Genomic DNA, 26534 nt, shown 5'->3' on the forward strand with positions numbered 1-26534 from the left:
CAGGGCGGCGGGAGGGGACCGAGCAACAGCATCGGCGGCAGGTTGAACTGGACCGGCATGGAATCCCCCAAAGATTCTGCAGCCATGTATCAAGTGCTTGATACAAACTATGGCCGGCAGGGCGGAGGGTCAAGGACCTTAATCGTCGAAGGGCCTGAACCGCTCCACGGCGACCACCTTGTCTTTGCTGTGGTGCGCCACATGGCACACGACAATCTCACCGGGAGCCAGGAACGGGTCGGCGTCCGGCAGCTGGGCGCGCAGGCGCGAACCCATGTGCTTTCCCAGCTGGGCGAACACGGTGGGGAGGGCGGGGCGGTGGGTGCACAGCGCCACTGCCCGCTGCTTGTCGAAAAGACCCTCGACGGCAGCGGCTGTCTTGTGCGGATGGCGGCCGTGCCGGTGCTCGGTCAGGGCCTCGTTCAACTTCACCTTCGCATCCGACGCCTTGGCGTACGGGGCGATGGTGGCCACGCACCTGAGCCACGGGCTGGAGACAATCCGCATGGGTTTCCAGGCCTGCAGGAGACGCCCCACCGCCTGTGCCTGCCGCATCCCGGTGGCGGCAAGCGGCCGGTCCCCTTCGGCTTTGGTCCAGGAGGAGCGCGGCTTGGCCTTGGCATGGCGGACGATCACGAGCGGCCACGTCTTCAGCTCGCCCCGGGCATGCGCGGCCGCCAGGTGCTCCAACGGGCCCACGTCGCTCGGGTTGCTCAGCAGCCGGGCCGCCTTCTCCGGCGAGCACCACATGACGCTGTCCACTTCCTTGCCGTCCGGCAGAAGGGCGGCCCCGTCGACGTCGACAGCCCAGTAATGAACCACTTTCAGCCCGGCGGGGACGTGGTAATGGATGGCCGGCAGCGGGATGCCCAGCGGCGCCTGTAGCCCGATTTCCTCATCGACCTCGCGGGCGGCACATTCGGGCACCGTCTCGCCGGGGTCGATCTTGCCCTTGGGCCAGGACCAGTCGTCATACCGCGGGCGGTGGATCAGCAGGACCTCCAGCTGGCCCTTGTCGCCCGGGGCGACACGCCAGGGCAGGGCGCCCGCAGCCACCACCGCGATTGCTTCGCCGGGATGGTCGCTCTGGTCGGCAACCAGTGAATCGCTACTCAATGCCAGAGCCCCTACCGCAGCCCGGACGAGCGCTGCCGCGAGCGGGAATTGAGCAGCCAGGACTGGATATCCTCGAGATCGTGGCCGTCCTCCGCGAGGTGGTGGCGGGTCCATACGGCCTGGTTGTCGAGGTGCCAGCTGGCGGTGCCCGGGTCCATGTAGCGGCGCAGCAGATCCATGACATACGTTGTGTCGTCCCCGCTGGTGAGCTGGACGAGGGCTTCCACCCGGCGGTCCAGGTTGCGGTGCATCATGTCCGCCGAACCGATGTAGACCACCGGGTCCCCGGCGTTGGCGAAGGCGAAAACGCGGGAGTGCTCCAGGAAACGGCCCAGCACGGACCGGACCGTGATGTTCTCGCTGAGTCCGGGCACTCCCGGGCGCAGCGAGCAGATGCCGCGGACGATAATGTCCACGGGAACGCCCGCCTGGGAGGCCCGGTACAGGGAATCGATGATGGCTTCGTCCACCATCGAGTTGACCTTGATCTGGACCCGGGCGGCCAGGCCGGCGCGCGCGTTCCGGATCTCTGTTTCGATCCGGTCGATGAGTCCCGAACGCACCGACCGCGGGGCCACCAAAAGGCGCTTGAAGGTTGACTTCGGAGCATAGCCGGAGAGCTGGTTGAAGAGCTTGGAGAGGTCCTCGCCCACCTGCTCATTGGCCGTGAGGAGGCCCAGGTCCTCGTAGTAACGGGCCGTGCGCGGGTGGTAATTGCCGGTGCCGATGTGGCAGTAGCGGCGGAGCCCGTCCACTTCCTGGCGCACCACGAGGGAGAGTTTGCAGTGGGTCTTGAGGCCCACGATGCCGTAAACCACATGGACGCCGGCCTGCTCGAGCTTCCGTGCCCACGAGATGTTGGCCTGCTCGTCGAACCGGGCCTTGATTTCGACGAGGGCCAGGACCTGCTTGCCGGCCTCGGCGGCGTCGATCAGGGCGTCAACGATCGGCGAGTCGCCCGAAGTACGGTACAGCGTCTGCTTGATGGCCTGGACCTTCGGGTCCGACGCAGCCTGTTCCAGGAACGCCTGCACCGAGGTGGAGAACGAGTCATACGGGTGGTGCAGCAGGATGTCACGCCGCCGCATGGCCGCGAAGACGTTCGCCGCCTTGGAGGTTTCCGATTCGTTGAGGTACCGGGACGTGTGCGGGACATGCTTCGGGTAGTGCAGGTCGGCGCGGTCGATTCCGGCGATGACCGAGAGCCCGCGGAGGTCCAGCGGGGCCGGGACCGAGTAGACCTCGGATTCCTCGACGCCCAGTTCGCGGATCAGCAGCGCCCGGATGTTCGGATTGATGTCATTCGTGACTTCGAGCCGGACCGGCGGGCCGAAACGGCGGCGCAGCAGTTCTTTCTCAAGGGCCTGCAGCAGGTTCTCGGCGTCGTCCTCTTCGACCTCCACGTCTTCGTTGCGGGTGACGCGGAAGGTGTGGTGCTCCAGCACCTCCATGCCGGCAAAGAGCTGGTCCAGGTGGACCGCGATGACTTCCTCGAGGGCGATGAAGCGTGCCACCCGGCCCGGCACGGAGCCGGCGCGGGGCCCGTCAATGGAGATCAGCCGGGGGAGCTGGTCCGGGACCTTGAGGCGGGCAAAGAGTTCCTTGTCGCTGACCGGGTTGCGGACGACGACGGCGAGGTTCAGGGAGAGCCCCGAGATGTACGGGAAGGGGTGGGCCGGGTCCACCGCCAGCGGGGTCAGGATCGGGAAGACCTTCTCCGCGAACATGGCGCTGAGCTGGTCCTTGGCCTGGGAATCAAGCTCCTCCCAGTGCATAAGATGGATGTGCTCGTAGGCCAGCGCCGGACGGATCTGCTCGGCGTAGACGCGGGCGTGACGCTGCTGCAGCCGATGGGCCTCGTCCCCGATCTGCTCCAGGACCTGCATCGGGCTGAGCCCGGCAGGGGAGGGGACAGCCAGTCCCGTGGCGATCCGGCGCTTGAGGCCGGCAACACGGACCATAAAGAACTCATCCAGGTTGGACGCGAAGATGGAGAGGAAGCTGACACGCTCCAGCAGGTGCAGGTTCGGGTCTTCGGCGAGTTCGAGCACGCGGGCGTTGAACGAGAGCCAGCTCAGTTCGCGGTCCAGGAAACGGTCCGGGCTGAAATCGCCCTCCGGCTCCAGATTGGGCGCGAACTCAGGAATATCGATCCGGTCCTGGGTGGCACGCGAGGCAGGCACTTCGGAGGAGCCGAACCGGGCACGCGCGGGTCGCACTTTTTTGTCCGACGTAGCGGCCTCAGACGTGGCTGTCCGGGCAGATTCCCGTTGCATGGTGTCTCCTAATGCTGGCGCGGTGTGCTTCAACCTTACAAGCATTCACCGTGCCATTAGCTTTCGACGAGTCCAGAATTCCCCGGGTGGACACCTGATGTCCGCCGAATGGATTATTGCTCCTCCAGCGGGGCATACATCACGTCGACGTCCCAGCGGGTGAACCCCAGCCGCCGGTACAGCGACACGGCCGGAATGTTGTCCGCATCGACGTAGAGCATGACGGCGTGCAGGCCCTGGTGCTGCAAATGCCGGATGCCGGCGACCGTCAGGGCTTTCCCCAGTCCCGTGCCCTGCGCGCCGGGAGTCACGCCCACCACGTACACCTCGCCGATCGCCGGATGGTCTCCGTGCCGGGGGTGCACCTTGGTCCAGTGAAAGCCGATAATCCGGTCGGAGGCGTCGACGGCCAGCAGGAAACCGGCGGGATCGAACCACGGCTCGGCCATCCTGGCGTCCAGATCGCCGCGCGTCATGTTTCCCTGCTCCGCATGGTGCGCGAAGGCGGCCCGGTTCGCCGCCAGCCAGGCATCCTCATCCCGGCCCGGGACGAAGGCGCGGAGTGTCACCCCGGCCGGCAGGGGGACGTCGGGCAGCTCCGCCGCCGCGCTCGTGAGCCGCATTTTCCACAGCTCCCGGACGGGCCCGTAGCCGTAGCGCGCGGCGAGGTCGGCCGCGGCCTCGTGGTTGCCGTGGGACCACGCCTTGAGGCCCGCGAAGCCGCGGATGTTCTTGAGTTCGCGGACCAGCCGGTCCGCTACGCCCTGGCTCCGGTAGCTGGGGTGGACGGCAATTTCCAGCACGCCCGTACCGTCCGGTTCCCCGATGACGACGGCGACCCCGGCCAGATCCTGCGCCGTCGCCGGGTCGGACCTCTCTTCGGGGCTGTAAAGGGCGAGTGTCAGGACAGAATGCCCGCCGTCGGCGGCACGCAGCGTCACGAGCGTCTGTTCGGACAGCGGCGGATTGCCATCAGATTCCTCCGCGGCGGCCACGAGGGCTTTGACGTCCTTCAGGAGCTGCGCATCCGCAGCTCCCTTGACGGCGAGCACGGGCCAGTTTTCAGGATGCGCAGGACTCATGGTGCAAGGCTATACGGTGCCGCCGGGGCGACCGCGATTTTGTCGTTTCCGGAACTGTTACGTATAGTCGTTAACTCATCCGGCTGTTCGGTCCAGAACCTGTTTCTCGGAACGGCCAGCCCAGGTGCGAGGGGGATCCACCACTGGGGTGGCCTCGATACGTTCGACCCGTATGTCCTCCACTCGAAATGCAGAAAGCCCCGGACCGATGTCCGGGGCTTTTCTGTTTGTCGTTTCAGCCGGATCGGATGGGGCCGGCGCCGCTCAGGCCTCGGTGAGTTCTTCCTCCGGATGCCGGACCAGGGTCAGGCGGTAACCCACGTTGCGGACCGTGCTGATCAGGTTCTCGTGGTCAGCGCCGAGCTTCGCCCGCAGGCGCCGGACGTGCACGTCCACCGTGCGGGTGCCGCCGTAGTAGTCGTAGCCCCAGACCTCGGTCAGCAGCTGCTGGCGGGTGAAGACCCGTCCGGGGTGCTGGGCCAGGTACTTGAGCAGTTCAAATTCCTTGAAGGTCAGGTTGAGCGGCGCGCCGTTGACCCGGGCGGTGTAGCTGGCCTCATCGATGACGACGCCGGCGGCCCGGATCTCTGTCGGGGCATCGTCCTGGTCCGGCACGGCCCGGGCGACGCCGAGGCGGATGCGGGCTTCGACTTCGGCGGGGCCCGCGGAGTCCAGCAGGATGTCATCGACGGCCCAGGCGGAGGACACGGCGGCCATGCCGCCCTCGGTCAGGATCAGCATAAGGGGGGCGCTCAGGCCCGTGGCCTTGAGCAGCTGGGTGAGGGAGCGTGCGCCGACAAGGTCTTTGCGCGCGTCCAGCAGGACGATGTCGCAGGGGTCCGTCTCCAGCAGTGCCGTCGGCTCGGCGGGGAGGATATGGACCCGGTGGTTCAGTAGTTCCAAAGCAGGCAGGACGTCCACCGACGAGCCGGTGCTGTTGGTCAGTAGCAGGATGTGCGACATGTTTCCTCCAAGGGGTGTCCGCGCATCGTTGGGCGTCTGTAGCTGAGTCTGAGTATACCCAAACGACCCTTCCCGGACATGCTTGCGTCACCTGCGTCCGGTCCCTTTGCGACACAAAACGGTCACATAGGGCAGGATTGATCCGTCGGGGCCCGCAGCCCCCTGACGAAAGATCAGGTCGAATTGGGGTCCGCAGTGAGCGAAAGTACGACGATGACCGGAAAACGGATGACGGATACGACGATGTCGGGTAAACAGTGAAGACGTGGTCCATCGGCGTCATCGGGCTGGCCGGACTCGCCGCGATAGTCGGCGCGTCGTACATCTCGCCGGAGGCGCTCCTGGCGGTGGGAGTGCTCACCGCCGCCGCCGTCGGGATCGGCTGGCCGCACTTCCTGGGGATTCCGGCCAAGAAGACCCTGGCAGCCTTGATCGGCCTGCCGGGCGTCGGCGCCGCCGTTGCCGCCACCTACCTTCCCGCCCCGGGATTCCTGGACTGGACCCCGTCGTTTATGGCGGCAGGCGTAATGGCGGTCTTCGTGATGCAGCTGATCCGCGGCACCGGGCAGGCGCAGCGGCTGGAGTCCACACTCGGTTCGAGTGCCGGCGTTATGCTCTCCTGCCTGGGCGCCGGCTGGATTGCGTGCTCCCGCTTCAACGGCGTTCAAGAGATGCTCCTGGTCGCCGCCATCAGCGCTGCGATCGCCCTGCTGGCCGGCCTGATCCGCTGGCCGGACCGGGTCGTGGCGCCGCTGGGCGTCGTCGGCGCCGGGCTGGCGGGGCCGCTCGCGGGCCTCGTCTTCTCCGACATCGCAGTGCTGCCGGCCGCGATCGTCGGCGTGGTGGTCGGGGCCGTGCTGATGAGTTTCCGCCGGCTGGTGATCATCCGCGGCGAATCGCTAAGCTTTGCGGCGGCCCTCGGAATGGGGCTGGGCCCGGTCTCCGCCGTCGGTTCCCTGGCTTACTTCATAGACAAACTACTCATCTACTAACACGCTAGGATGGCATCATGTCCGTACTTGCATTTGAAATCTTCTTCCTTGTACTGCTCGGCGTTGCCAGCCTGGCCATGGCGTGGTTTGCCGGCTTTGTTGTCTACCGCCTCTTCAAAGGCCAGAAGTAACAGCCAGAAATCAATAGCCGTCTTCGTTTCCAGAGGTAGCTGCTGTGCCGATTGAAATACCAACAGATCTGACACCCGAAATCGTTCCGCTTTCCTGGCTCATTGGTGAGTGGGAGGGCAGGGGCCGGCTGGGGGCCGGGGAAGAGGATTCCGAGCACTTCCGGCAACACGTGTCCTTCACGCATAACGGTTTGCCCTACCTGCAATACCGTGCCGAGAGCTGGCTGACCGACGACGCAGGCACCACGTTGCGTCCGCTGACCGTCGAAACCGGTTTCTGGGCGCTGGAGCGAAAACAGCGCGAAGAGGATGGCGGCCCGGGGCTTATTCCGGCCGACATCGTTCCTGTGCTTAAGAGCGCCGACGAAGTCGAGGCGCTGCGCAACAAGGACGGCGGCTTCGATATCTCCGTGTCGATCTCCCACCCCGGCGGGATCTCCGAGCTGTACTACGGCCAGATCAAGGGCCCGCAGATCCAGCTCAGCACCGATATGGTGATGCGGGGCAGCCACTCCAAGGAGTACACGGCCGCCACCAGGATCTTCGGCCTCGTGGACGGCAACCTGCTCTGGCGCTGGGACGTGGCAACGGGCAAGGGCCCTGCCGGGGGCAGCGGCCTGGAAGCCCACGCGTCCGCCATCCTCCACAAAGTCAGCTGACCGGCGGCGCCCGGCGCGCCGGCGGACACTGCCCGATCCTGAGGTCTCACTGATTTTCCGTTGTCCGCCGCGACCGCAGGGAGCACCCCAGTGAATGCCACACCCGCAACAACCGCCGATTTCAGCGACCTCAAAGCCGTGTTTTTCAACGGCACTTTGAAGAAGTCCCCCGAGACCTCCAACACGCAGGGCCTGATCGACGTCAGCCGCCGGATCATGGACAAGCATGGCGTCGCCACCCGGGTCATCCGGACGGTGGACCACGACATCGCGAGCGGCGTTTATCCGGACATGCGCCGGCACGGCTGCGCGAGCGATGAATGGCCGGAGCTCTATCCGGCCGTCCGGGACGCGGACATCGTTGTGGTGGCCGGGCCCATCTGGCTGGGAGACAACTCCTCGCAGACCAAGAAGCTGATCGAGCGCCTCTACGCGCACTCGGGCGAGCTGAACGAGAAGGGCCAGTGGGCGTTCTACCCCAAGGTGGGCGGCTGCCTCATCACCGGCAATGAGGACGGGATCAAGCACTGCGCCATGAACGTCCTCTACAGCCTCCAGCACATCGGCTTCACGATCCCGCCGCAGGCCGACGCCGGCTGGATCGGCGCCGTCGGGCCCGGCCCGAGCTACCTGGATGAGGGCTCCGGCGGTCCCGAAAGTGATTTCACCAACCGCAACACCACCTTCATGACGTGGAACCTGCTGCACCTGGCCCGGATGCTCAAGGACGCCGGCGGCATTCCTGCCTACGGCAACCTGCCCGAGGCCTGGAAAGCCGGGACCAGGTTTGACTTCGAAAATCCGGAATACCGCTAACCGCTGAGGACTTCTAATACATATGACTACCAAGAGCCCACTGCTTGCGCGCCCTGGCGCCGTCGAAGCCGGCGGCGCTGACGCCGGCGTCGCCTCCCACTACGGCGAACCGCTGCGCGAACAGCGGGCACTGGCCGCCGGCACCGCCGTCGTCGATTTGTCGCACCGCGGCGTCGTCACCGTTACCGGGCCGGACCGGCTGAGCTGGCTCAACACGCTGTCCTCCCAGCAGCTCACGGACCTGGCGCCGGGGCAGTCCAGCGAACTGCTGCTGCTGAGCGTGCAGGGCCGGATCGAATTCGACGCACGGGTGGTGGACGACGGCGCCACGACCTGGCTGATCGTCGAGGCCGCCGAGGCCGGCCCGCTGGCGGAGTGGCTCAACAAGATGAAGTTCATGCTCCGGGTCGAGATCACCGACGTATCGGCGGACTGGGCCGTGCTGGGGTCCACCCGACGGGTGCCCGAATGGTCCGGGCTGCTTGTCTGGGAAGACCCGTGGCCGCATGTCGGCGCTGGCGGCTACTCCTACGCGGTGGTGGGGGAGGACTCCCACCCCGGGCTCGAACGGCCGTGGTTCGAGTACCTCGTCCCGGCCGCTGAACTTGAAGCCACGGCCGGCGAACGCCCGCTGGCCGGGGTCTGGGCAGCCGAAGCCCTGCGCATCGCAGCGTGGCGGCCGCGCTGGGGTGCCGAAACCGACGACAAGACCATCCCGCACGAACTCGACCTGCTCCGCACCGCCGTGCACCTGAACAAGGGCTGCTATAAGGGCCAGGAGACCGTGGCCCGGGTCCACAACCTGGGCCACCCGCCGCGCCGGCTGGTGTTCCTGCAGCTCGACGGCTCGCAGCACACCATGCCCGCCGTCGGCAGCGAGGTCCGGTCCGGTGACCGCAGGGTCGGCACCGTAACGTCCGTGGCGCAGCATTACGAAATGGGGCCGGTGGCCCTGGCCGTGGTCAAACGCTCGGTAGCGCCCGGGGAAGTACTGACCGTCCTTGACGGCGAAGAGCCCTACACGGCGGTGCAGGAGGTCATTGTGGCTCCCGACGCCGGCCAGGTCGTGGGGCGGCAGACCGGTTTCCTGAGGGGGACCCGATGACAGAGGGAAGCACCGCACCGGACGAGGAGACCCTGGCCCTGGCCCACAGGCTTCTCGATGCTGCCCGCCAGGGTGACTCCGCCATGCTCGGAAGCTACCTCACCGCCGGAGTCCCGGCCACCCTGACCAACGCGGCCGGGGATTCCCTGCTGATGCTCGCGGCCTACCATGGCCACGCCGACACCGTCCGGCTTATCCTGGCGAACGGCGGAGACGCCAATACCGCCAACGACCGCGGCCAGACGCCTCTTGCCGGTGCCGTTTTCAAGGGCTACACGGATGTGTCGCAGGTGCTGCTCGACGCCGGCGCGGACCCCGACGCCGGGACGCCCTCCGCCCGGGCGGCCGCCCGGATGTTCGACCGGAAGGACATCCTGGCCCTGCTGGGCTGACCGTGTCCCGGGGCCCGAATGGTCGTTTGCGTGCTCATACTCCATGTGGAATAGTTCTAGTGGAATACTACCCGCGGCTTCTCGCCGCGTTGACAGACACCGCGTGAAGGAAAATGCTCCATGGTCCGAACCGCGCCGCTGACACCGCTGGGTGTCGCCGCTCTCTCCCTGCTGGTGGAAGAGCCCATGCATCCCTACGAGATGTACCAGCTCCTGATGGCCCGGCATGAGGACCGGCTCGTGAAGGTCCGGCCGGGAACGCTGTACCACGCGGTGGGGCGGCTTGAGGAGCAGGGGCTGGTCCTGGCTACCGGTACAGACCGTGAAGGCAACCGTCCCGAACGGACCACGTATGAGATTTCCGAGGCAGGGCGGGCAGCCCTCACCCAAAGGCTCCGGGACATGCTGGCCAGCCCCGTCAACGAGTACCCCTCGTTCCCGCTGGCCGTCTCGGAAGCGTATAACCTTCCGGCCGGCGTCGTTACCGGATTGCTCGACCGCCGCCTCCAGGGCCTGCAGGAGCAGCTGGATTTCCTCGCCGCGGCGCAGGACCGGGTACGGAAGAAGGGCGTCGAACGCAAGTACTGGATCGACATGGACTACCAGCAGGTGATGCTGCAGGCCGAGATCGGCTGGATCCGGAATCTCCAGGACCAGCTCGGCAGCGGCCAGCTTGCCTGGTAGTCCATCCGGGGCTTCGGCCCCTCCGAACACCTTGAGTACCACAACAAGCATCCTTTTCGACCCGTAAGGAATCCCATGGAAATCGTTGCCAGGCCGTGGCCGGCGCTGTGGTCCCTCGTGATCGGGTTCTTTATGATCCTGATCGACACCACCATCGTCTCGGTGGCCAACCCCCGCATCATGGAAGGCCTGAACGCCGACATCAACGCGGTGATCTGGGTGACCAGCGCCTACCTGCTGGCCTACGCCGTGCCGCTGCTGATCACCGGCCGGCTGGGCGACCGCTTCGGCCCGAAGAAGCTCTACCTGACGGGGCTCGTTGTCTTCACGCTGGCTTCGCTCTGGTGCGGGCTGTCCGGCGACGTCCAGACACTGATCCTGGCCCGGGTCTTCCAGGGCTTCGGCGCCGCGCTGATGACACCCCAGACCATGGCCGTCATCACCCGGATCTTCCCGCCGGACCGGCGCGGCGCCGCGATGGGCATCTGGGGCGCCACCGCGGGCGTCGCCACCCTCGTGGGACCGATCCTCGGCGGCGTCCTCGTGGACGGCCTCGGCTGGGAGTGGATCTTCTTCATCAACCTCCCGGTCGGCCTCGTCGGCTTCTTCCTGGCCCTGCGCTACGTGCCCGCCCTGACCACCCACCCGCACAAGTTCGACATCCCCGGCGTGCTGCTCAGCGCCGTCGGGCTGTTCCTGCTGGTGTTCGGCATCCAGGAAGGCGAGACCTACAACTGGGGCACCATCACCGGACCCATCACGGTGTGGGGGCTCATTATCTCGGGGATCATCGTGCTGGTGGCGTTTGTCGTGTGGCAGAAGGTGAACAAGGGCGAGCCGCTGCTGCCGCTGTCCCTGTTCAAGGACCGGAACTTTTCCCTGGCGAACATCGGCATCACCACCGTCGGCTTCGCCATCACCTCCTTCACGCTGCCGCTGATCTTCTACTTCCAGATCGTCCGCGGGCTGACCCCCACCCAGTCGGCACTGATGATGGTGCCAATGGCGCTCATTTCCGGCGGGCTCGCGCCCGTGGTGGGCAAGATCATCGACCGGGTCAACCCGAAGTTCATCACCGCGACCGGTCTGCTCCTGATGTCGGTGGCGCTGGCCTGGAATGCCGTCCTGATGCACCCGGACACGCCGATCCTGCTGTTCCTCCTGCCCAGTGCCGTGCTCGGTTTCGCGAACGCCGGCATCTGGGCGCCGCTGAGTACCACCGCCACCCGGAACCTGCCGCCGCGGCTGGCCGGCGCCGGTTCAGGCGTGTACAACACGACCCGCCAGATCGGGGCAGTCCTCGGCAGTGCCGCGATAGCGGTCCTGATCCAGACGCGGCTCGCGGCCGAACTCCCGGCAGTTCCGGGCGGATCCGGGGAGGCAAGCCCGATGTCGTTTGGCGGCACACTGCCCGAGGCTTTGCAGGAGGGGTTCTCGACGGCGATGGGCCAGTCCATCCTGCTGCCCGCTGCTGTGATCCTGATCGGCATGGCGGTGGTCCTGTTCTTCGCCAAACCCCAGCCGGTCCAGGGCTGGGGCACGCCCGGCTCCGTGCAGGCAACGTCCAAGGGCGCCAAGGGCGCCGGGGTGCAGTCCCGCTGAGTTGACGCCGGTGTGCTGCCGGGTCATCCCAGCAGCACACTGGTCTGGATGCCGCCGGCGGAAAAACCCAGACTGCGGGCGATGGCCAGGGAGCCTTTGTTGCTGACCTCGGCACGCCACTGCAGCGTCAGCCCGGAGGCGAGGGCCTCATGGGCCGCGATGGAGGCGGCCAATGAGCCCAGTCCTTGGCGGCGCCACTCCGGGGCGACCAGCACCCCCATCTGGGCCAGGATGCCCTCCCACTCGGTGTAGGCGCCGCAGGCCACCGGGGTCCGGCGGCCGTCCTCCAGGTGCATGATGGTGAAGCGGTGCTCGAGGTCCGAGAGGCCCACTTCGTTGACGTCATCCGGCGGGCAGGCGGCTTCCAGCTCGACCGCTTCCGGGCTGCCCTGCGAGACGGTCAGTTCCTCCGCGGGCTGCTGCAGGGGCAGGTCGTCCGCGAAGAACAGCGCCGCGGCGCCGAGCCCGTGGCCGCCGTGGTCCCGTGTGATGGTCAACATGGTGCCGTGCTGGGCCAGTTCCCCGTCGGACAGCCCGACGGCGGCGTCGAGCGCCCATTGCGGTCCCACCAGGGCGGAATTGCCGAACAGCCGGACGAACTGGACGGCGCGGGCCGACTCGTCGGCACGTGCGATGCGTTCGCCCGCGGCAGCCGCAAACGCGCCGTCGTCGAGGCCCAGGCGGCGGGCCCACGCGAGCTGGATGATATCGACCGAACCGGGCTCAAGTGTCATGGCTCCACCCTACCCACCGGCGTGTGCGGCCCAGTGCAGCGGATCAGGCGGCTCAGCCGAAGAGGACCGCGGCCTCGTCATAGCGGTACTGCGGGACGGTCTTGAGGTTGCCGAGCGCGGCGTCGAAGCCCACATGGACGATGTCGGTGCCGTTAAGGGACACCATGGTGCCCCAGCGTTTTTCGACGACCGAGTCGATGGCGGCCATGCCCAGGCGGGTCGCCAGCACACGGTCGAATGCGGTGGGGACCCCGCCGCGCTGGATGTGGCCCAGGACCGTCGCCCGGGTTTCGATGCCGGTCATGGCCTCCAGTTCGGGGGCCAGCCGCTCGGAGATCCCGCCCAGCCGCGGACGGCCGAAGGTGTCCAGCCCGCGTTCGGAATGCGGCGTTTCCTGGTCATCCGGCACGAAGCCCTCCGCGACGACCACGAGCGGAGCGCGGCCGCGGTCGCGTGCGGAGACGACCCATTCGGCGATTTGCTCCATGGAGGCTTTCTGCTCCGGAATCAGGATGGCGTGGGCGCCCGAGGCCATGCCGGCGTGCAGGGCGATCCAGCCAACGTGGCGTCCCATGACCTCGGCGATCATGCAGCGGTGGTGGGACTCGCCAGTGGTCCGCAGCCGGTCGATCGCCTCGGTGGCGATCTCGACGGCGGTGTCGAAGCCGAAGGTGTAGTCCGTTGCGTCGAGGTCGTTGTCGACGGTCTTGGGGACGCCGACAATCTTCAGGCCGGCGTCGGTGAGCCGCTTGGCCGCGGCCAGGGTGCCTTCCCCGCCGATGGCGATGAGGGCGTCGATGCCCAACCGGTCCATATTGGCCTTGATGACCTCGGGCCCGCCGTTGTTTTCGAACGGGTTGGTGCGGGAGGTGCCCAGGATGGTCCCGCCCTGCTTGGCGATGCCGCGGACCATGGTGCGGGGGATATCGATGGTGTCGCCCTCGACGACGCCGCGCCAGCCGTCCAGGAACCCCACGAACTCGTGGCCATGCACGGCGATGCCCTTCAGGACGGCGCCACGGATGACGGCGTTCAGCCCGGGGCAGTCGCCGCCACTGGTGAGGATTCCAATTTTCATGTCTCGGCTCAAATCCTGGTTCGAAGGGTTACAGGCAGAGCGCCACGCTGAGCTCACCTAGAGTCTAGTAGCGCATGTGGGCCGGGACACAAACGGTGACAACGGCGAAGTGCCCCCGCCGGGCGGCAGGGGCACTTCCCGTCTCGCGGGCGGGATCTTAGGGGCGGGACGAACGATTCGCCAGGAACGTCTCAAGGACGATGGCGTTCCGCTGGTCCGGGAGGAGCAGCCAGGCCGCCAGATAGAACACGAAGGCCGGACCGGGAAGCAACGCGAAGAGCAGGAACGCGATCCGGACGAACGCGACATCCACATTCAGCTTGGCGGCGATGCCGCCGCAGACACCGCCCAACCAGCGCTGCGGACCACGTTTCAGGCCGAGGCCCCTGACGGTGCTGAAGAACTTTTCCATGGTTCAAGACTTCCCTGTCGATGCTGCTTTGTCACGTCCGCGGGCCGAAAGCAGCCCGCCCACCACAAGTGCCGCCCCCGCGCCGATCATCAGGCCGATCACCACGTAGGTGCCGTTGAGCGCGACGATGCCGAGCTGGGAAACGATGATCAGTGCGGCGAGGGCCACCACAATCAGCCCCCAGACGATGGTGCCCACGCGCGGCGGGGAATCCTCCGGCGGCTCCGGGGCGCCGGAGCGCGGGGGAGTGGCGGGGCTGCTGCCTTCCGGGCTGCCGGACGGTGCGTCATAGCTGCTCATGTCAGTTCCCTTCCTTGATGGTGACGTTGCTGAAGGTGCCGTTGATCTTCACGACCAGTGTCGCTCCCGGCTTGCCGGTGTTGTAGTTGCTTTGCTGGGTGGTCATGCCGCCGTGGTTCTGGCTGCCTTCGTTGAGGTTGCCCATGGTCATGTCGGCGCGGACCTCCACCGGAACAGTGTTCGGGATAACCACCGTGAGGTTGCTTACCGTCGCGTCAATGGGGACCACCAGATCTGTTCCCAGCGGAGGATTAAGTGAGATCCTGGTCAGGTCCACGGTCCCGGTGCCGGCCGTGATATCAAAGCCCCCCAGCGCCTGCTCGATGCTCACCGGTGACCAGTCGGCGTTCTGCGGGCGGAAGCGGTCGCCGTTGGGGAGCACATTGAAGATGCCGCCGACGATCAGGGCGACCGCGGCGAAGAATCCGAGGATGCCCGAGGTGCGGCCCCGGAGCCCGGCGATGAGGATCCCGAGACCCAGGACCACGGCGGCGCTGGCCCAGACGACGGCATTGCTGGAGGTGCCAAGGTCGATCACGTTCGCGACGTCGAGGGCCTTGATGCCGCCGCCCACCAGCAGTGCGAGCCCGGCGGTCACCGCCACCGCGGGGGCGCCGGGGCCGAGGTTCCGGGGTTTGGCCGGCGGGACAGGTCCGCCGCCCGGCACCGGCCGGTAGCCGCCCCCGGGGGGAGGCATGGGGCCCGACGGCGGAGGCGCGCCCCAGCCCGGTCCGGGCACGGTTGACTCGCCATAGCGGGGCAGCGCAGTCGACGCGCCGTAGCCGGTCGTGGCGAAAGGCGTTCCCGGCGTTGCCGGTGTCGAGAGTGTCGAAGGTGTTGCCGCGGCCGGTGGGTAGGCGGGGCCTGCCGGGCCGCCGGTCTGCGGGCTCGGGGACAGGGGTGTCACTCCGTTCCGGGGCTTGTTGCGTTGGCTCAGGTAGTAGATGAGGTAGATGACGCCGCCCACCCAGAAGACGGTCCAGATGAAAGGGCCGACGCCGTAGCGGTCCCAGCCCCAGACGCCGGTGCCCAGGCTGGGGAAGCCGATGATCGTGGTGATCAGGGCCCCGGTCATGCCGGACGACCACCGGCCGGCGGCGGCCTCCTGGACGTGGATGCGGCCATCGGGCTCGGGCAGGAGTGCCCACGCGATGCCATAGAGGAGGACTCCGACGCCGGCGAAGACTGTCAGGACAATCAGGATGCCGCGGACAATCAGCGGGTCGACGCCGAAGCGCCCGGCGATGCCACTGGCCACCCCGCCCACCCAGCGCTCGCGCCCGCGGTGGATGCCCTGGCTGCGGATCCAGTCGAAGAAGTTCTGCGGCTGGCTGCCGGCCGGCGGGGGTGTTGGACCGTAATAGTGCGGCGGCGGCGGGGGCGGCGGCGTCCCGGCGCCGGCCGGGAAGTCCAGCGGCAGAGTCGCGGACGTATCAACCGGAGCGGTGGCGGAGTCGTCTGCGGCAGGCGCCCGGTCCGCGGCGGAACCGGCAGAGGTGGCCGGCGACCGCTCGGCCGGTGCTCCTGTGGCTGGTTCTGCGGCTGGTTCCGCCGGTGACCCGGCAGGTTGTCCGGCGGTGCTGCCCGAAGGGACGTCGCCTTCATCAGGGTGCTCAGTGTGCGGATTCATACTTCGATCCTCCCGTCCGCCACGATTCCGCTCTACTGGGGAACACCCTGAACTGTCCCTGAGTCGCCCCCGGTTAGGGCTGGAAACACGTCCGGGGAACCCTGATCCGTGCTTGGATTGACTCATGACAACCGCCGCGTCCCGCCCGCCGCTGGTCCGCGGCAGCGACCGGGTGGTAGCCGGCGTCTGTGCCGGCCTCGCCCGGCACCTGGGCTGGCCGGTGCGGATGGTCCGGATCGGGATGGCCGTCGCCGCGCTCGCCGGCGGCGCCGGTGTGGCGTTCTACGCCTGGCTCTGGATCATGGTTCCCACCGCTGACGAAAGCGCCAAGCGCAATGCCCGCCAGCCGGCGTCGCCCATTGCCCCGGCCGTGAGCCAGCCCCACCTGGCCTACGCGGACCTCTACTCCGGGCTCCCGACGGCGGCCGCCTCCCCGGGCCTGGCCGCACCAGCAGTAGGCGCAGCGCCGGGACCGGCGGCTGCGCCGGACGGGGCAGCCCCTGGCGGTTCCTGGCGGGACCGGGTCACCGGCATGCGCTACGGCAAGGAGATTCTGCTCGGAGCGGGCCTGCTGCTGGCCGCCGGCATCCTGATCGCACGCCTGCTTGGCGTTGATGTTCCCCTCGGGACCCTCATCCCGGTTGCGGCCATCCTGGGCGGCGCGGCCATCGCCTGGATGCAACTGGATGAGACGCGCCGGGCCGGCCTCGTGGACAAGACCAAAGCGGACCAGGCCGGCGGCTGGGCACGCCTCGCCGCCGGGCTGGCCCTGGTTGTGACCGGAGTCCTGCTTATGGTGTCCGGGTCAGGGTCGTGGGAACAGACCTGGCTTGCCCTGCTGGCCTCGGTGGCGGTGCTGGGCGGCGTGGCCCTGGTGCTGCTGCCCTGGGGGCTGAAGTTCTGGCGGGACCTTGAAGCGGAGCGGGCCGGGCGGGTCCGCGCCACCGAACGGGCCGAGATCGCGGCGCACCTCCACGACTCGGTACTGCAGACCCTTGCCCTGATCCAGCGGCGCGCCGGCAACGAGACCGACGTCGTGCGCCTCGCACGGGCCCAGGAGCGCGAATTGAGGGGCTGGCTGTACCGGGATCCGGGCAAGGAAGCCGGTCAGTTGTCCGAGGGCATCCAGGCCGCGGCGGCGGAAGTGGAGGACTCCCTGGGCCACGCGGTCGAGGTGGTAGCCGTGGGCGACTGTGCCATGACCGAACGCCACGAGGCGCTCGTCCAGGCCGCCCGGGAGGCGATGCTGAACGCCGCCCGGCACGGCGGGGGCGCCGTGTCGGTGTACCTGGAAGTCACGGACGGCGCGGCGGAGGTCTTCGTGAAGGACCGCGGTCCCGGCTTCGACCCGGACGCAGTCCCCGCTGACCGGCTGGGAATCCGTGAGTCGATAGTGGGCCGGATGAAACGCCACGGCGGCACTGCCACCATCACCAGCAACCAGGACGGCACCGAGGTGCGGCTCAGGCTGCCCCAGCCAGCGGGAGCATCCACCGGCGCTTCCGCCAACAACAGCAACGGAGAGGCAAAACTGTGAGCAACACCGAAACGGGCACTCCCGTCCCAGGGATCCGGGTGGTGATCGTGGACGACCACACCATCTTCCGGTCCGGCCTGAAGGCCGACCTGGATCCGGACATCATCGTTGCCGGCGAGGCCGCAACCGTGGAAGACGCCGTTGCCGTGATCGCAGCCGTCCGACCCGACGTTGTGCTCCTCGATGTCCACCTTCCCGGCGGGCTCGGCGGCGGCGGACGCGAGGTGCTGGCCGGCTCGGCACCCTTGTTTGGCAGCACGCGGTTCCTGGCGCTGAGCGTCTCGGACGCGGCCGAGGACGTCGTCTCCGTGATCCGGGCAGGGGCGCGCGGCTATGTCACCAAAACCATTTCGGGTGCGGAAATTTCCGACGCCGTCCGCCGGGTTGCGGGCGGGGACGCCGTCTTCTCTCCCCGGCTGGCGGGCTTTGTGCTGGATGCCTTCGGGACCGCCCCTGCGGATATTGCCGACGACGAACTGGACAGGCTGTCAGCCCGCGAACTCGAAGTGATGCGGCTCATCGCCCGCGGCTACAGCTACAAGGAAGTCGCCAAGGAGCTGTTCATCTCGATCAAGACGGTCGAAACCCACGTCTCGGCGGTGCTGCGAAAACTCCAGCTCTCCAGCCGGCACGAACTCACCCGCTGGGCCGCCGAGCGCCGGCTCCTCTGACCCTCCCGCACCATGCACCCACGGGACATGCTCATTCTTGGACACCAGCAGTGGGCAGAATGGCATTCTGCGCACTGCTGGTGTTTGCCGCTGGGCATGTCCAGGGGTGCGGGGTGCGGGAGCGTCGGGTTTAGTGCTGCAGGATCTGCGGGAGCGTCCTATTTGGCCTTGCCGAGGAAGTCCTGCAGGCGGGCGACGCCGGTGGCGAGGTCCTCGTCGCCGAGGGCGTAGGACAGGCGCAGGTAGCCGGAAGGACCAAAAGCCTCGCCCGGAACGACGGCCACCTCGACCTCATCCAGGATCAGCGCGGCCAGCTCCGCCGACGTCGAGGGCCGGACGGGACCGTTCGCGGACGGGAACTCCTTGCCGAGCAGGGCACGGACGTCCGCGTAGACGTAGAAGGCGCCTTTCGGCGTCGGGCATTCCACACCCTCGATGGCGTTCAGGCCGGCCACGATCGCTTTGCGGCGCCGGCCGAAGGCGAGCTTCATCTCGTCGACGGCAGTCAGCGGGCCGGAGACTGCGGCGAGGGCGGCCATCTGCGGGATGTTGGACACGTTGGAGGTGGCGTGCGACTGCAGGTTGGTGGCGGCCTTGATGACGTCGGCCGGGCCGATCATCCAGCCCACGCGCCAGCCGGTCATGGCGTAGGTTTTCGCCACGCCGTTGAGGATCACCACCTTGTCGCCCAGCTCCGGGACGGCCGTGGCGATCGAGGTGAAGGGCACGCCGTCGTACGTCAGGTGCTCGTAGATCTCGTCCGTGACCACCCACAGGCCCTTGGCGGCGGCCCACTGGCCGATCTCCCGGACCTGCTCCGGGGAGTACACGGCTCCGGTGGGGTTCGAGGGGGAGACGAAGAGGAGGATCTTGGTGCGGTCCGTGAGGGCCGCCTCGAGCTGCTCCACGGTGACCAGATATCCCTGCTCCGGTCCGGCGAAGACCTCCACCGGAACGCCGCCGGCGAGCCGGATGGCTTCCGGGTAGGTGGTCCAGAAGGGCGTCGGGACAATGACCTCGTCGCCCGGGTCAAGCAGCGTGGCGAAGGTGTTATATACGGCCTGCTTGCCGCCGTTCGTGACGAGCACCTGGGACGCCTCGGCCCGGTAGCCGGAATCCCGGAACGTCTTGTCGGCGATGGCCTGTTTCAGTTCCGGCAGCCCGCCCGCCGGGGAATAGCGGTGGTACTTCGGCTGGCTTGCTGCCGCGATGGCTGCCTGCACGATGTAGTCGGGGGTCGGGAAGTCCGGCTCGCCGGCGCCGAAGCCGATGACCGGCCGGCCGGCCGCCTTCAACGCCTTCGCCTTGGCATCAACAGCCAACGTGGCGGATTCGGCTATGGCGGAAATACGCTGTGAAATGCGGGCGGCAGGCATCGCGGGTCCATTCTTCGCTAGCAGCTTCGGTGGCTGTTTGTGGGATTCGACGGAACCTACTCTATGCTGTTCACCGGATCGCCCGCGGTGCCGGCGTGGAAATGTGACTGCATGTTCGTCAGGACATTTTCGAGGCTGATTTCCCGGTGGGGCGGGCGTCCGGAGTGGCCGGTTCGACGTAGGCGCAGTTCTTGCGTAGACTGGTTCTCCGGTGTTGAAAACACGATGATGGTCTGCGCCTCAGGGAAGTCTGGGGAAACGGGCCGGAAGTGCTTTTCGATCCATAGGGTAGTGGCGCAATTGGTAGCGCAGCGGTCTCCAAAACCGCAGGTTGCAGGTTCGAGTCCTGTCTGCCCTGCGCAAGCTGCTCCGGTTTCTCCGGAGCAAGCGCAGCAACCATGGTTCAGTTCAGAGCCGGGTATCCGACATTTGCGAGGATGAGTGAGATCCAGGTGACCGAAACGGCTGCAAGCAGCTCCAGTGGCCGCCCCGCCAAGAATGCCCCCAAGGCAGGCTTTTTCGCTCGAATCACGCTCTTCGTCCGCCAGGTCATCGGCGAGCTGAAGAAGGTCGTTGCACCGACCCGCAAAGAACTGATCAACTACACGCTCGTGGTGCTGGTGTTCGTGGTCATCATGATGCTCATCGTCACCGTGCTGGATCTGGCCTTCGGGATCGGCGTGGGCTGGGTCTTCGGCGGCACGGGCCCCACGGACCGCTAAGGCGACCGGTCCGCAGACTGCGTGGATCACCACCGGGATTCCGGAGGTTCCGCGGGGTGTGCGGAATTGAGTCATTTAAATAGGCATGTTAGGCAATGAGGAAGCAGGAGACCAAGTGTCTGAGCAGGAGCTCGAGGTAACTGAGACTGAGCTGGATAAGAGCCAGGACGCCGCGGTGGAAACCGGGGAACAGTCCGAGGCCGCGTCCGCTGCGCCCGCATCCGACGTCGCTGACGAGGTAGACACGGCTGACGAGGCAGACACGGCAGAAGCCGGCGACGCCGCCGCAGCAGAGTCTGTCGAGGCGGGCTCTGACGACGAAGCCGCCACCGACGAAGCCGCCACCGACGAAGCCGCCACCGGTGAAGACGCAGCCGAGTCGGGCGACGCGCTGGCAGCCGCTGCCGCCGCCGCTGAGGTTGATCCGGCTGACGAGTTCAAGGCCAAGCTGCGCCGCCAGGAGGGTGACTGGTACGTCATCCACTCCTACGCCGGCTACGAAAACCGCGTCAAGGCCAACCTTGAAACCCGCATCCAGACCCTGGACATGGAAGATTACATCTTCGAGATCCAGGTTCCGATGGAGGAAGTCGTTGAGATCAAGAACGCTCAGCGCAAGGTCATCAACCGCGTCCGCATCCCGGGTTACGTCCTGGTCCGGATGGACCTGACGGATGCCTCCTGGGGCGCCGTCCGCCACACCCCCGGTGTCACCGGCTTCGTGGGCAACGCCCACAACCCGGTCCCGCTGCGCCTCGATGAGGTCTTCTCCATGCTCGCCCCGGTCTTCGAAGAAGAGCAGGCCGAGAAGGGCAAGCCCATCAAGCACGCAGCCGCGCAGATCGACGTCGACTTCGAGGTCGGCGAGTCCGTCATCGTCAAGGAAGGTCCGTTCGAGACCCTTCCGGCCACGATCTCCGAAATCAAGGTGGACTCCCAGACCCTCGTGGTGCTGGTCTCCATCTTCGAGCGCGAGACCCCGGTCACGCTGGCCTTCAACCAGGTCAGCAAGATCTAGCTTTCCCACAGAATTCGCTCCGGACTGCCCGCTTAGCAGCCCTGGAGCGGCCGGCCGCCTCGCCATGGCGGCCACCAACCTGAGGCACGCTCCTGTGCCCCAGGACGAAATTGAGAGAAGGACCCTACATTGGCTCCCAAGAAGAAGGTCACCGGCCTCATCAAGCTGCAGATCCAGGCAGGTGCCGCTAACCCGGCCCCGCCGATCGGTCCTGCGCTTGGCCAGCACGGTGTCAACATCATGGAATTCTGCAAGGCGTACAACGCTGCGACGGAAGCCCAGCGCGGCAACGTTATTCCGGTTGAAATCACGGTCTACGAGGACCGTTCATTCACGTTCATCACCAAGACCCCGCCGGCCGCGGAACTCATCAAGAAGGCTGCAGGCGTTGCCAAGGGTTCACCGACCCCGCACACCGTCAAGGTTGCCAAGCTGACCCAGGCCCAGGTGAACGAGATCGCCACCACCAAGATGGAAGACCTCAACGCCACGAGCCTTGAAGGCGCCGCGAAGATCATCGCCGGCACCGCCCGCTCCATGGGTATCACCGTCGAAGGCTAATAGCCTTTACCGCCGGGCAACCGGCACCACCTAAACATTGAAATGTTGGAAACCCGGCACGGATAAACCGGCCGGGCCCCGACTGTGGCAGGGCCCAGCGCGGTCCGCAGACCACAACTGCACAAGGAGAAATAAGCAGCATGGCAAAGCGCAGCAAAGCATATGAGGCAGCCGCAGCCAAGATCGACGCGGAGAAGTTCTACGCGCCGTTCGAGGCAGTGACGCTGGCCAAGGACACCAACCCGTCCAAGTTCGACGCCACCGTTGAGGTCGCTTTCCGCCTGGGCGTAGACCCTCGCAAGGCCGACCAGATGGTCCGCGGCACCGTTATCCTGCCCCACGGCACCGGTAAGACCGCCCGCGTCCTCGTCTTCGCAACGGGCGACAAGGCTGAGGCAGCAATCGCGGCCGGCGCCGACTTCGTTGGTTCCGATGACCTGATCGAAAAGATCGCAGCCGGCTGGACCGACTTCGACGCCGCCGTCGCCACCCCTGACCTCATGGGCAAGGTTGGCCGCCTCGGTAAGGTCCTGGGTCCGCGTAACCTGATGCCGAACCCGAAGACCGGCACCGTGACCGCTGACGTCGCCAAGGCCGTCAACGACATCAAGGGCGGCAAGATCGACTTCCGCGTCGACAAGCACTCCAACCTGCACTTCATCATCGGCAAGGTCTCGTTCGACGCCCTCAAGCTGGCCGAGAACTACGCCGCCGCGCTGGAAGAGGTTCTTCGCCTCAAGCCGTCCGCTTCCAAGGGCCGGTACATCCAGAAGGCTACCGTCGCCACCACGTTTGGCCCGGGCATCTCGGTTGACCCCAACGTCACCAAGGTCCTGACCGAGGTCTAATCCTCAGTAGGCAATAGGAAAAGACCGTCCCGCATCTGCGGGGCGGTCTTTTCTGCGTTTTGGGGCACGGTTACGCTGTTCCGGTGACCACAGCGCCGTACCGCATCGAACGCCTCGTACTCCCGGACGCCCTCGATTCCCCGGACGCGGGCAATTTCCTCGACGTCGGAGCATTATGCGACGCCCTCACACTCCAAACCTGGGGCAACCTGGACCGGTCAACCCCGCCCGAGGCCCGCCTGCAGTTCTGGCGGGACAACGAGTACCGGAAGATCCAGCTCTTCTTCGTGCGCCAGAACGGGCGGATGGCTGCCCGGTCGTGGGTCCGCTGCGAGCTCCAGGAGAACCTCCGCAGCGCGATGGTCCACGTCGACGTGCTTGAGGAGTTCAGCGGCCGGGGGATTGGACAGGCCCTGCTGCGCCACGCGGAAGCGCTGGCAACCGCGGCCGGCCGCACCATCCTGCAGAGCTACACGGAGCATCCCGCCGGCTTCGACCCGGAGGACCGGGACGCCACCGTGAGACCGGCCACCGGAACGGGAGCGGTTCCCGTTGACGCGAGGGGGGTCCACTTTGCCCTGCGGGCCGGCTACCGCCTGGAACAGGTCTCGCGCTTCAGCGCCCTGGATGTTCCCGCCCATGCCGCATCGTGGGACGCGCTGGAACGGGAGGCGCTGGCCACAGCGGGGGAGGAGTACGAGCTTGTGTCCTGGACGGGCCGCTGCCCGGAGGAGTACGCCGGCCAGCTCGCCGTGTTGATGTCCCGGATGAGCACAGACGCACCGACCGGAAACCTGAGCTACGACCCGGAGGAGTGGGATGTGGCACGGGTCCGCCATGTCGAGGACACGTGGCGGCGGGCCGGACTGGAGTCCCTCGTGGCGGCCGCCCGGCACCGGGACAGCGGTGAACTGGCCGCATACTCGGTGCTGCAACTCACGCCGTCGAAACCGTGGCTGGCCGATCAGGACGACACCCTTGTCGCAGCCAGCCACCGCGGCCACAGACTGGGCATGCTCGTCAAGATCGGCAACCTTCGACGACTGCTGGCGGAGTATCCGGCCGTGGAACGCGTCATCACGTTTAACGCAGCAGAAAACGATCACATGCTCGCGATCAATAGTGCGCTGGGCTTCCGGGCCGCCGGCTGGGACGGGGAATGGCAGCGGAGCGTCGGCACCGGCGGCTGAACGGCGAAGAGGGCCCGCCGCACGTCGATGATGGAACCAGATGGAACCGTAGTGATGGAACGCTGGCGCAAACCGGCATATGCTGGCGGTGGTAACCCGGTTGTCGCCGGGTTTCCGGCACCCATGGATGGCAGAACAGCTGGGGATGATGCCCGTTATGGCAAACGACGTACGGATTGAACAGCTGTGGATCCCCGATTCCCTTGACGGGACGGACGCCGCCGACTTCATTGCCGCCGTCGAAGTGGGACGCAAGGTGCGAATGCAGACCTGGGGGAGCGACGATCTCGCCTACGCGCCGCAGGAAAAGCTGCTGGAAATGGCGGACCCGTACGAGCGCCAGGTCATTCTCGTGGCCAGGGTGGGCGGGGAAATCGCCGGAACCGTCGACATTGCGCTGCCTCTCGCGGACAACCTCGACCTGGCCGAATTCGCCCTCGACGTCCTGCCGGAGTTTCAGGGACGGGGAGTGGGCCGGCAGCTTCTCGAAGCGGCGGAACACTTCGCCCGCGACGAGGGCCGCCACACCATCCTGATCGACACGAACCACCCGAGTTCCTCACTGGGCGACAGCGAAGCCGGGCAGCTCGTGCCCGGCACGGGCCTCGGTTTCGTCCCGATGGACAGCCGGGAGGTCGAGTTCGCCCGCCGCAGCGGCTACACCCTGCAACACATCGAACAGTTCAGTGCCTGCACGCTGCCCCTCGACAGCAAGCTCGTGGAGGAGCTGGAAACCGAGGCCGAGGAAGCCAACGCAGGCCGCTACCGCCTGCACCACTGGACGGACCGGTGCCCGGACCAGTGGCTCGAGGCCGTCGCAGTGCTGGAAAACAGCGCGGGCGAAGACGGAGTGCCCGGAGCCGACGACACGGACATGGTGTTCGACGGCGGCATCCTCCGCGAGGCGGAAGACGTCGCCATCGCGCAGGGACGCCGGACAGTGGTCACCGCCGTCGAACATATCGGCAGCGGCGAGCTGGTGGGCCTGACCACCATCAGCGTCCTGGCGCTGCGGCCCGACGTCGTGTTCCAGGACGACACCATGGTCCTCAGCGAGCACCGCGGCAACAAGCTGGGCCTGCTGAGCAAGGTCGCGAACATGGAACGTCTCGCCGAGCAGTTCCCGGACGCGCGGGTCCTTTACACCTGGAATGCCCCGGAAAACCGGTACCTGCTGAAGGTCAACCAGCAGCTGGGGTTCACGACCGCAGGCGTGACGGGAATCTGGCAAAAGGAGCTCCCGGACTTCGGACCCAGCGTCAGCTGAACGGCACGTCAGGCGCCCGATTTGGAGCACACGGCCCGGCTCGCGTAAGCTGGGGGAACCAAAGACCGTCGGTTGTTGGAAATCCACTCTCCCAAGCAAGACTCACTTCTGCAGTCGCGCCGGGAGAGCCAGTGGATCTCCAGACGAAGGACCCTGAACATAGGGCGGCCGGCGCAGGTGAACGAAGCAAAGCTCCGCAGTCATGGACTGCGTCGAGACAAGCCCCGTGCATCTGCGCGGGGCGTTTTTTAGTTTCTAGCTCTTTTGAGCGGGGCCCGGGAAACACCGGCACTATCCCCGGAAGGAGGGTTATGGCAACGCCTAGCAAGGTTTCAGCAGTAGCTGAGATCACTAACGATTTCAAGGAATCGAACGCCGCTGTCCTGACCGAATACCGCGGGCTCACCGTTGCACAGCTCAAGCAGCTGCGTGTCTCTCTCGGCCAGGACACCAAGTTCTCGGTCGTCAAGAACACCCTGACCGCCATTGCAGCCAAGGAAGCTGGTGTCGAAGCATTCGACGGCCAGCTCGCCGGCCCCACTGCAATCGCGTTCATCAAGGGTGACGCAGTTGCCGCTGCCAAGAGCCTGACGGATTTTGCCAAGACCAACAAGCAGCTGGTTATCAAGACCGGTTACTTCGAGGGCAAGGCACTGAACGCCAGCGAAGTTGCTGCCCTGGCAGCACTCGAGTCCCGCGAGCTGCAGCTCGCCAAGGTTGCAGGCATCCTCAAGGCTCCTGCTGCCGCCGCTGTACGCATCATCGACGCGCTGCGCCTCAAGCTTGAAGAAGAGAACGGTGCACCGGCTGAAGCCGAAGCGCCCGCCGCTGACGAAGCCCCGGCCGACGCAACTGCCGAAGCCCCGGCCGACGCCGCCGCTGAAGCTTCGGCCGACGCCGCAGCTCCCGAAGAGAACTAACTCTCTAAACCAGACTCCGGTGCAAGGGCACGGCTCCGGCCGCCGAGCACCACTATAGGAAGGACGCCACACCATGGCGAAGCTCACCAACGAAGAGCTCATTGAAGCTTTCAAGGAACTGACCATCATCGAGCTCTCTGAGTTCGTAAAGCTCTTCGAAGAGACCTTCGAAGTTACGGCTGCTGCTGTTGCAGTTGCTGGCCCCGCTGCCGGCGGCGCCGCTGAAGAAGAAGAGCAGACCGCATTCGACGTCATCCTGGAGCACCCGGGCGACAAGAAGATTGCAGTCATCAAGGAAGTTCGCGCCATCACTTCCCTGGGTCTCAAGGAAGCCAAGGACGTTGTTGACAGCGCCCCGAAGGCCATCCTCGAAGGCGTCACCAAGGAAGCTGCCGAGAAGGCTGTTGCACAGCTCGAAGAAGCCGGCGCTCGCGTTACCCTCAAGTAACTCG

The 26534-nt window shown here is 66.6% G+C and carries 27 protein-coding genes and 1 tRNA gene; 18 read left to right on the plus strand and 10 right to left on the minus strand.

The genetic code is table 11. From position 1 onward, the window contains the following. Positions 1-138: 138 nt before the first annotated feature. The 4 genes from GXK59_RS02855 to GXK59_RS02870 all read right to left on the minus strand — a co-directional run bounded on the left by GXK59_RS02855 (position 139) and on the right by GXK59_RS02870 (position 5437). On the minus strand, positions 139-1116 hold the full coding sequence (locus GXK59_RS02855) for an NUDIX hydrolase (RefSeq protein ID WP_160664244.1): 978 nt from the start codon (positions 1114-1116) through the stop codon (positions 139-141). Between the two features lie 11 nt (positions 1117-1127). Continuing rightward, complete coding sequence (locus GXK59_RS02860; RefSeq protein WP_160664246.1) at positions 1128-3392, minus strand: RNA degradosome polyphosphate kinase; 2265 nt, start codon at positions 3390-3392, stop codon at positions 1128-1130. 113 nt (positions 3393-3505) lie between these two features. Then, a complete protein-coding gene (gene mshD, locus GXK59_RS02865) occupies positions 3506-4474 on the minus strand; it encodes a mycothiol synthase (protein ID WP_160664248.1) in 969 nt (322 codons plus the stop codon). A 264-nt stretch (positions 4475-4738) separates the two neighbouring features. Further along, a complete protein-coding gene (locus tag GXK59_RS02870; RefSeq protein WP_024367663.1) occupies positions 4739-5437 on the minus strand; it encodes a winged helix-turn-helix transcriptional regulator in 699 nt (232 codons plus the stop codon). Positions 5438-5694: 257 nt separating this feature from the next. Here GXK59_RS02870 and GXK59_RS02875 point away from each other — a divergent pair, with 257 nt between their 5' ends. The 7 genes from GXK59_RS02875 to GXK59_RS02905 all read left to right on the plus strand — a co-directional run bounded on the left by GXK59_RS02875 (position 5695) and on the right by GXK59_RS02905 (position 11818). Further along, positions 5695-6429 carry a permease gene (locus GXK59_RS02875; RefSeq protein WP_160664250.1) on the plus strand — a complete coding sequence of 245 codons (735 nt, stop codon included), beginning with the start codon at positions 5695-5697 and terminating at the stop codon, positions 6427-6429. A gap of 175 nt (positions 6430-6604) precedes the next feature. Next, complete coding sequence (locus GXK59_RS02880) at positions 6605-7219, plus strand: FABP family protein (RefSeq protein ID WP_160664252.1); 615 nt, start codon at positions 6605-6607, stop codon at positions 7217-7219. Between the two features lie 90 nt (positions 7220-7309). Continuing rightward, entirely contained in the window at positions 7310-8035 is a 726-nt protein-coding gene (locus GXK59_RS02885; RefSeq protein ID WP_160664254.1) for a flavodoxin family protein, read from the plus strand. A 22-nt stretch (positions 8036-8057) separates the two neighbouring features. Then, positions 8058-9140, plus strand: a complete 1083-nt coding sequence (ygfZ, locus tag GXK59_RS02890; protein WP_160664256.1) for a CAF17-like 4Fe-4S cluster assembly/insertion protein YgfZ — start codon at positions 8058-8060, stop codon at positions 9138-9140. After that, the gene (locus GXK59_RS02895; protein WP_160664258.1) at positions 9137-9532 is read left to right on the plus strand and encodes an ankyrin repeat domain-containing protein; all 396 of its coding nucleotides are present in this window, start codon (positions 9137-9139) and stop codon (positions 9530-9532) included. Before ygfZ ends, GXK59_RS02895 begins: the two co-directional genes overlap by 4 nt. A gap of 120 nt (positions 9533-9652) precedes the next feature. Then, positions 9653-10216, plus strand: a complete 564-nt coding sequence (locus GXK59_RS02900; protein WP_160664260.1) for a PadR family transcriptional regulator — start codon at positions 9653-9655, stop codon at positions 10214-10216. A 75-nt stretch (positions 10217-10291) separates the two neighbouring features. Further along, positions 10292-11818, plus strand: a complete 1527-nt coding sequence (locus tag GXK59_RS02905) for a DHA2 family efflux MFS transporter permease subunit (RefSeq protein WP_160664262.1) — start codon at positions 10292-10294, stop codon at positions 11816-11818. 23 nt (positions 11819-11841) lie between these two features. On the opposite strand, the gene GXK59_RS02910 is transcribed toward GXK59_RS02905, so the two are convergent. The 5 genes from GXK59_RS02910 to GXK59_RS02930 form a co-directional block, all read right to left on the minus strand. Beyond that, positions 11842-12552 (minus strand): GNAT family N-acetyltransferase, encoded by a 711-nt coding sequence (locus tag GXK59_RS02910; RefSeq protein WP_160664264.1) that lies wholly within the window; start codon positions 12550-12552, stop codon positions 11842-11844. 52 nt (positions 12553-12604) lie between these two features. Continuing rightward, the gene (locus GXK59_RS02915; RefSeq protein ID WP_160664265.1) at positions 12605-13630 is read right to left on the minus strand and encodes a 6-phosphofructokinase; all 1026 of its coding nucleotides are present in this window, start codon (positions 13628-13630) and stop codon (positions 12605-12607) included. Between the two features lie 157 nt (positions 13631-13787). Beyond that, the gene (locus tag GXK59_RS02920) at positions 13788-14042 is read right to left on the minus strand and encodes a PspC domain-containing protein (protein ID WP_024367654.1); all 255 of its coding nucleotides are present in this window, start codon (positions 14040-14042) and stop codon (positions 13788-13790) included. Between the two features lie 3 nt (positions 14043-14045). Further along, entirely contained in the window at positions 14046-14342 is a 297-nt protein-coding gene (locus tag GXK59_RS02925; RefSeq protein ID WP_024367653.1) for a hypothetical protein, read from the minus strand. Position 14343: 1 nt separating this feature from the next. Continuing rightward, positions 14344-15972 carry a PspC domain-containing protein gene (locus GXK59_RS02930; protein ID WP_160664267.1) on the minus strand — a complete coding sequence of 543 codons (1629 nt, stop codon included), beginning with the start codon at positions 15970-15972 and terminating at the stop codon, positions 14344-14346. Between the two features lie 124 nt (positions 15973-16096). Here GXK59_RS02930 and GXK59_RS02935 point away from each other — a divergent pair, with 124 nt between their 5' ends. Both GXK59_RS02935 and GXK59_RS02940 read left to right on the plus strand, forming a co-directional pair. Further along, positions 16097-17509: an ATP-binding protein gene (locus tag GXK59_RS02935; RefSeq protein ID WP_160664269.1), complete on the plus strand. Its 1413-nt coding sequence runs from the start codon at positions 16097-16099 to the stop codon at positions 17507-17509. Continuing rightward, positions 17506-18180 carry a LuxR C-terminal-related transcriptional regulator gene (locus GXK59_RS02940; RefSeq protein ID WP_237393766.1) on the plus strand — a complete coding sequence of 225 codons (675 nt, stop codon included), beginning with the start codon at positions 17506-17508 and terminating at the stop codon, positions 18178-18180. Before GXK59_RS02935 ends, GXK59_RS02940 begins: the two co-directional genes overlap by 4 nt. A 158-nt stretch (positions 18181-18338) precedes the next feature. Here GXK59_RS02940 and GXK59_RS02945 read toward each other — a convergent pair whose 3' ends face one another. After that, a complete protein-coding gene (locus GXK59_RS02945) occupies positions 18339-19556 on the minus strand; it encodes a pyridoxal phosphate-dependent aminotransferase (protein ID WP_160664271.1) in 1218 nt (405 codons plus the stop codon). Positions 19557-19841: 285 nt separating this feature from the next. Here GXK59_RS02945 and GXK59_RS02950 point away from each other — a divergent pair. The 9 genes from GXK59_RS02950 to rplL all read left to right on the plus strand — a co-directional run bounded on the left by GXK59_RS02950 (position 19842) and on the right by rplL (position 26530). Continuing rightward, positions 19842-19914: transfer RNA gene (locus GXK59_RS02950), tRNA-Trp, on the plus strand. 79 nt (positions 19915-19993) lie between these two features. Beyond that, positions 19994-20278 carry a preprotein translocase subunit SecE gene (gene secE, locus GXK59_RS02955; RefSeq protein WP_160664273.1) on the plus strand — a complete coding sequence of 95 codons (285 nt, stop codon included), beginning with the start codon at positions 19994-19996 and terminating at the stop codon, positions 20276-20278. Between the two features lie 115 nt (positions 20279-20393). Continuing rightward, positions 20394-21296 (plus strand): transcription termination/antitermination protein NusG, encoded by a 903-nt coding sequence (gene nusG, locus GXK59_RS02960; RefSeq protein ID WP_160664275.1) that lies wholly within the window; start codon positions 20394-20396, stop codon positions 21294-21296. Between the two features lie 129 nt (positions 21297-21425). Then, the gene (gene rplK, locus GXK59_RS02965; protein ID WP_024365990.1) at positions 21426-21857 is read left to right on the plus strand and encodes a 50S ribosomal protein L11; all 432 of its coding nucleotides are present in this window, start codon (positions 21426-21428) and stop codon (positions 21855-21857) included. A gap of 140 nt (positions 21858-21997) precedes the next feature. Continuing rightward, positions 21998-22705 (plus strand): 50S ribosomal protein L1, encoded by a 708-nt coding sequence (rplA, locus tag GXK59_RS02970; RefSeq protein ID WP_024365991.1) that lies wholly within the window; start codon positions 21998-22000, stop codon positions 22703-22705. Positions 22706-22788: 83 nt separating this feature from the next. Continuing rightward, positions 22789-23895: a GNAT family N-acetyltransferase gene (locus tag GXK59_RS02975; RefSeq protein ID WP_160664277.1), complete on the plus strand. Its 1107-nt coding sequence runs from the start codon at positions 22789-22791 to the stop codon at positions 23893-23895. A gap of 157 nt (positions 23896-24052) precedes the next feature. Next, positions 24053-25162: a GNAT family N-acetyltransferase gene (locus tag GXK59_RS02980; RefSeq protein ID WP_160664279.1), complete on the plus strand. Its 1110-nt coding sequence runs from the start codon at positions 24053-24055 to the stop codon at positions 25160-25162. 311 nt (positions 25163-25473) lie between these two features. Beyond that, positions 25474-26082, plus strand: coding sequence for a 50S ribosomal protein L10 (gene rplJ, locus GXK59_RS02985; protein ID WP_160664281.1), 609 nt, complete (start codon positions 25474-25476; stop codon positions 26080-26082). Between the two features lie 73 nt (positions 26083-26155). Continuing rightward, positions 26156-26530 (plus strand): 50S ribosomal protein L7/L12, encoded by a 375-nt coding sequence (gene rplL / locus GXK59_RS02990; protein WP_024365995.1) that lies wholly within the window; start codon positions 26156-26158, stop codon positions 26528-26530. Positions 26531-26534: the final 4 nt, after the last annotated feature.

The organism is Pseudarthrobacter sp. ATCC 49987 (assembly GCF_009928425.1).
GTDB lineage: Bacteria > Actinomycetota > Actinomycetes > Actinomycetales > Micrococcaceae > Arthrobacter.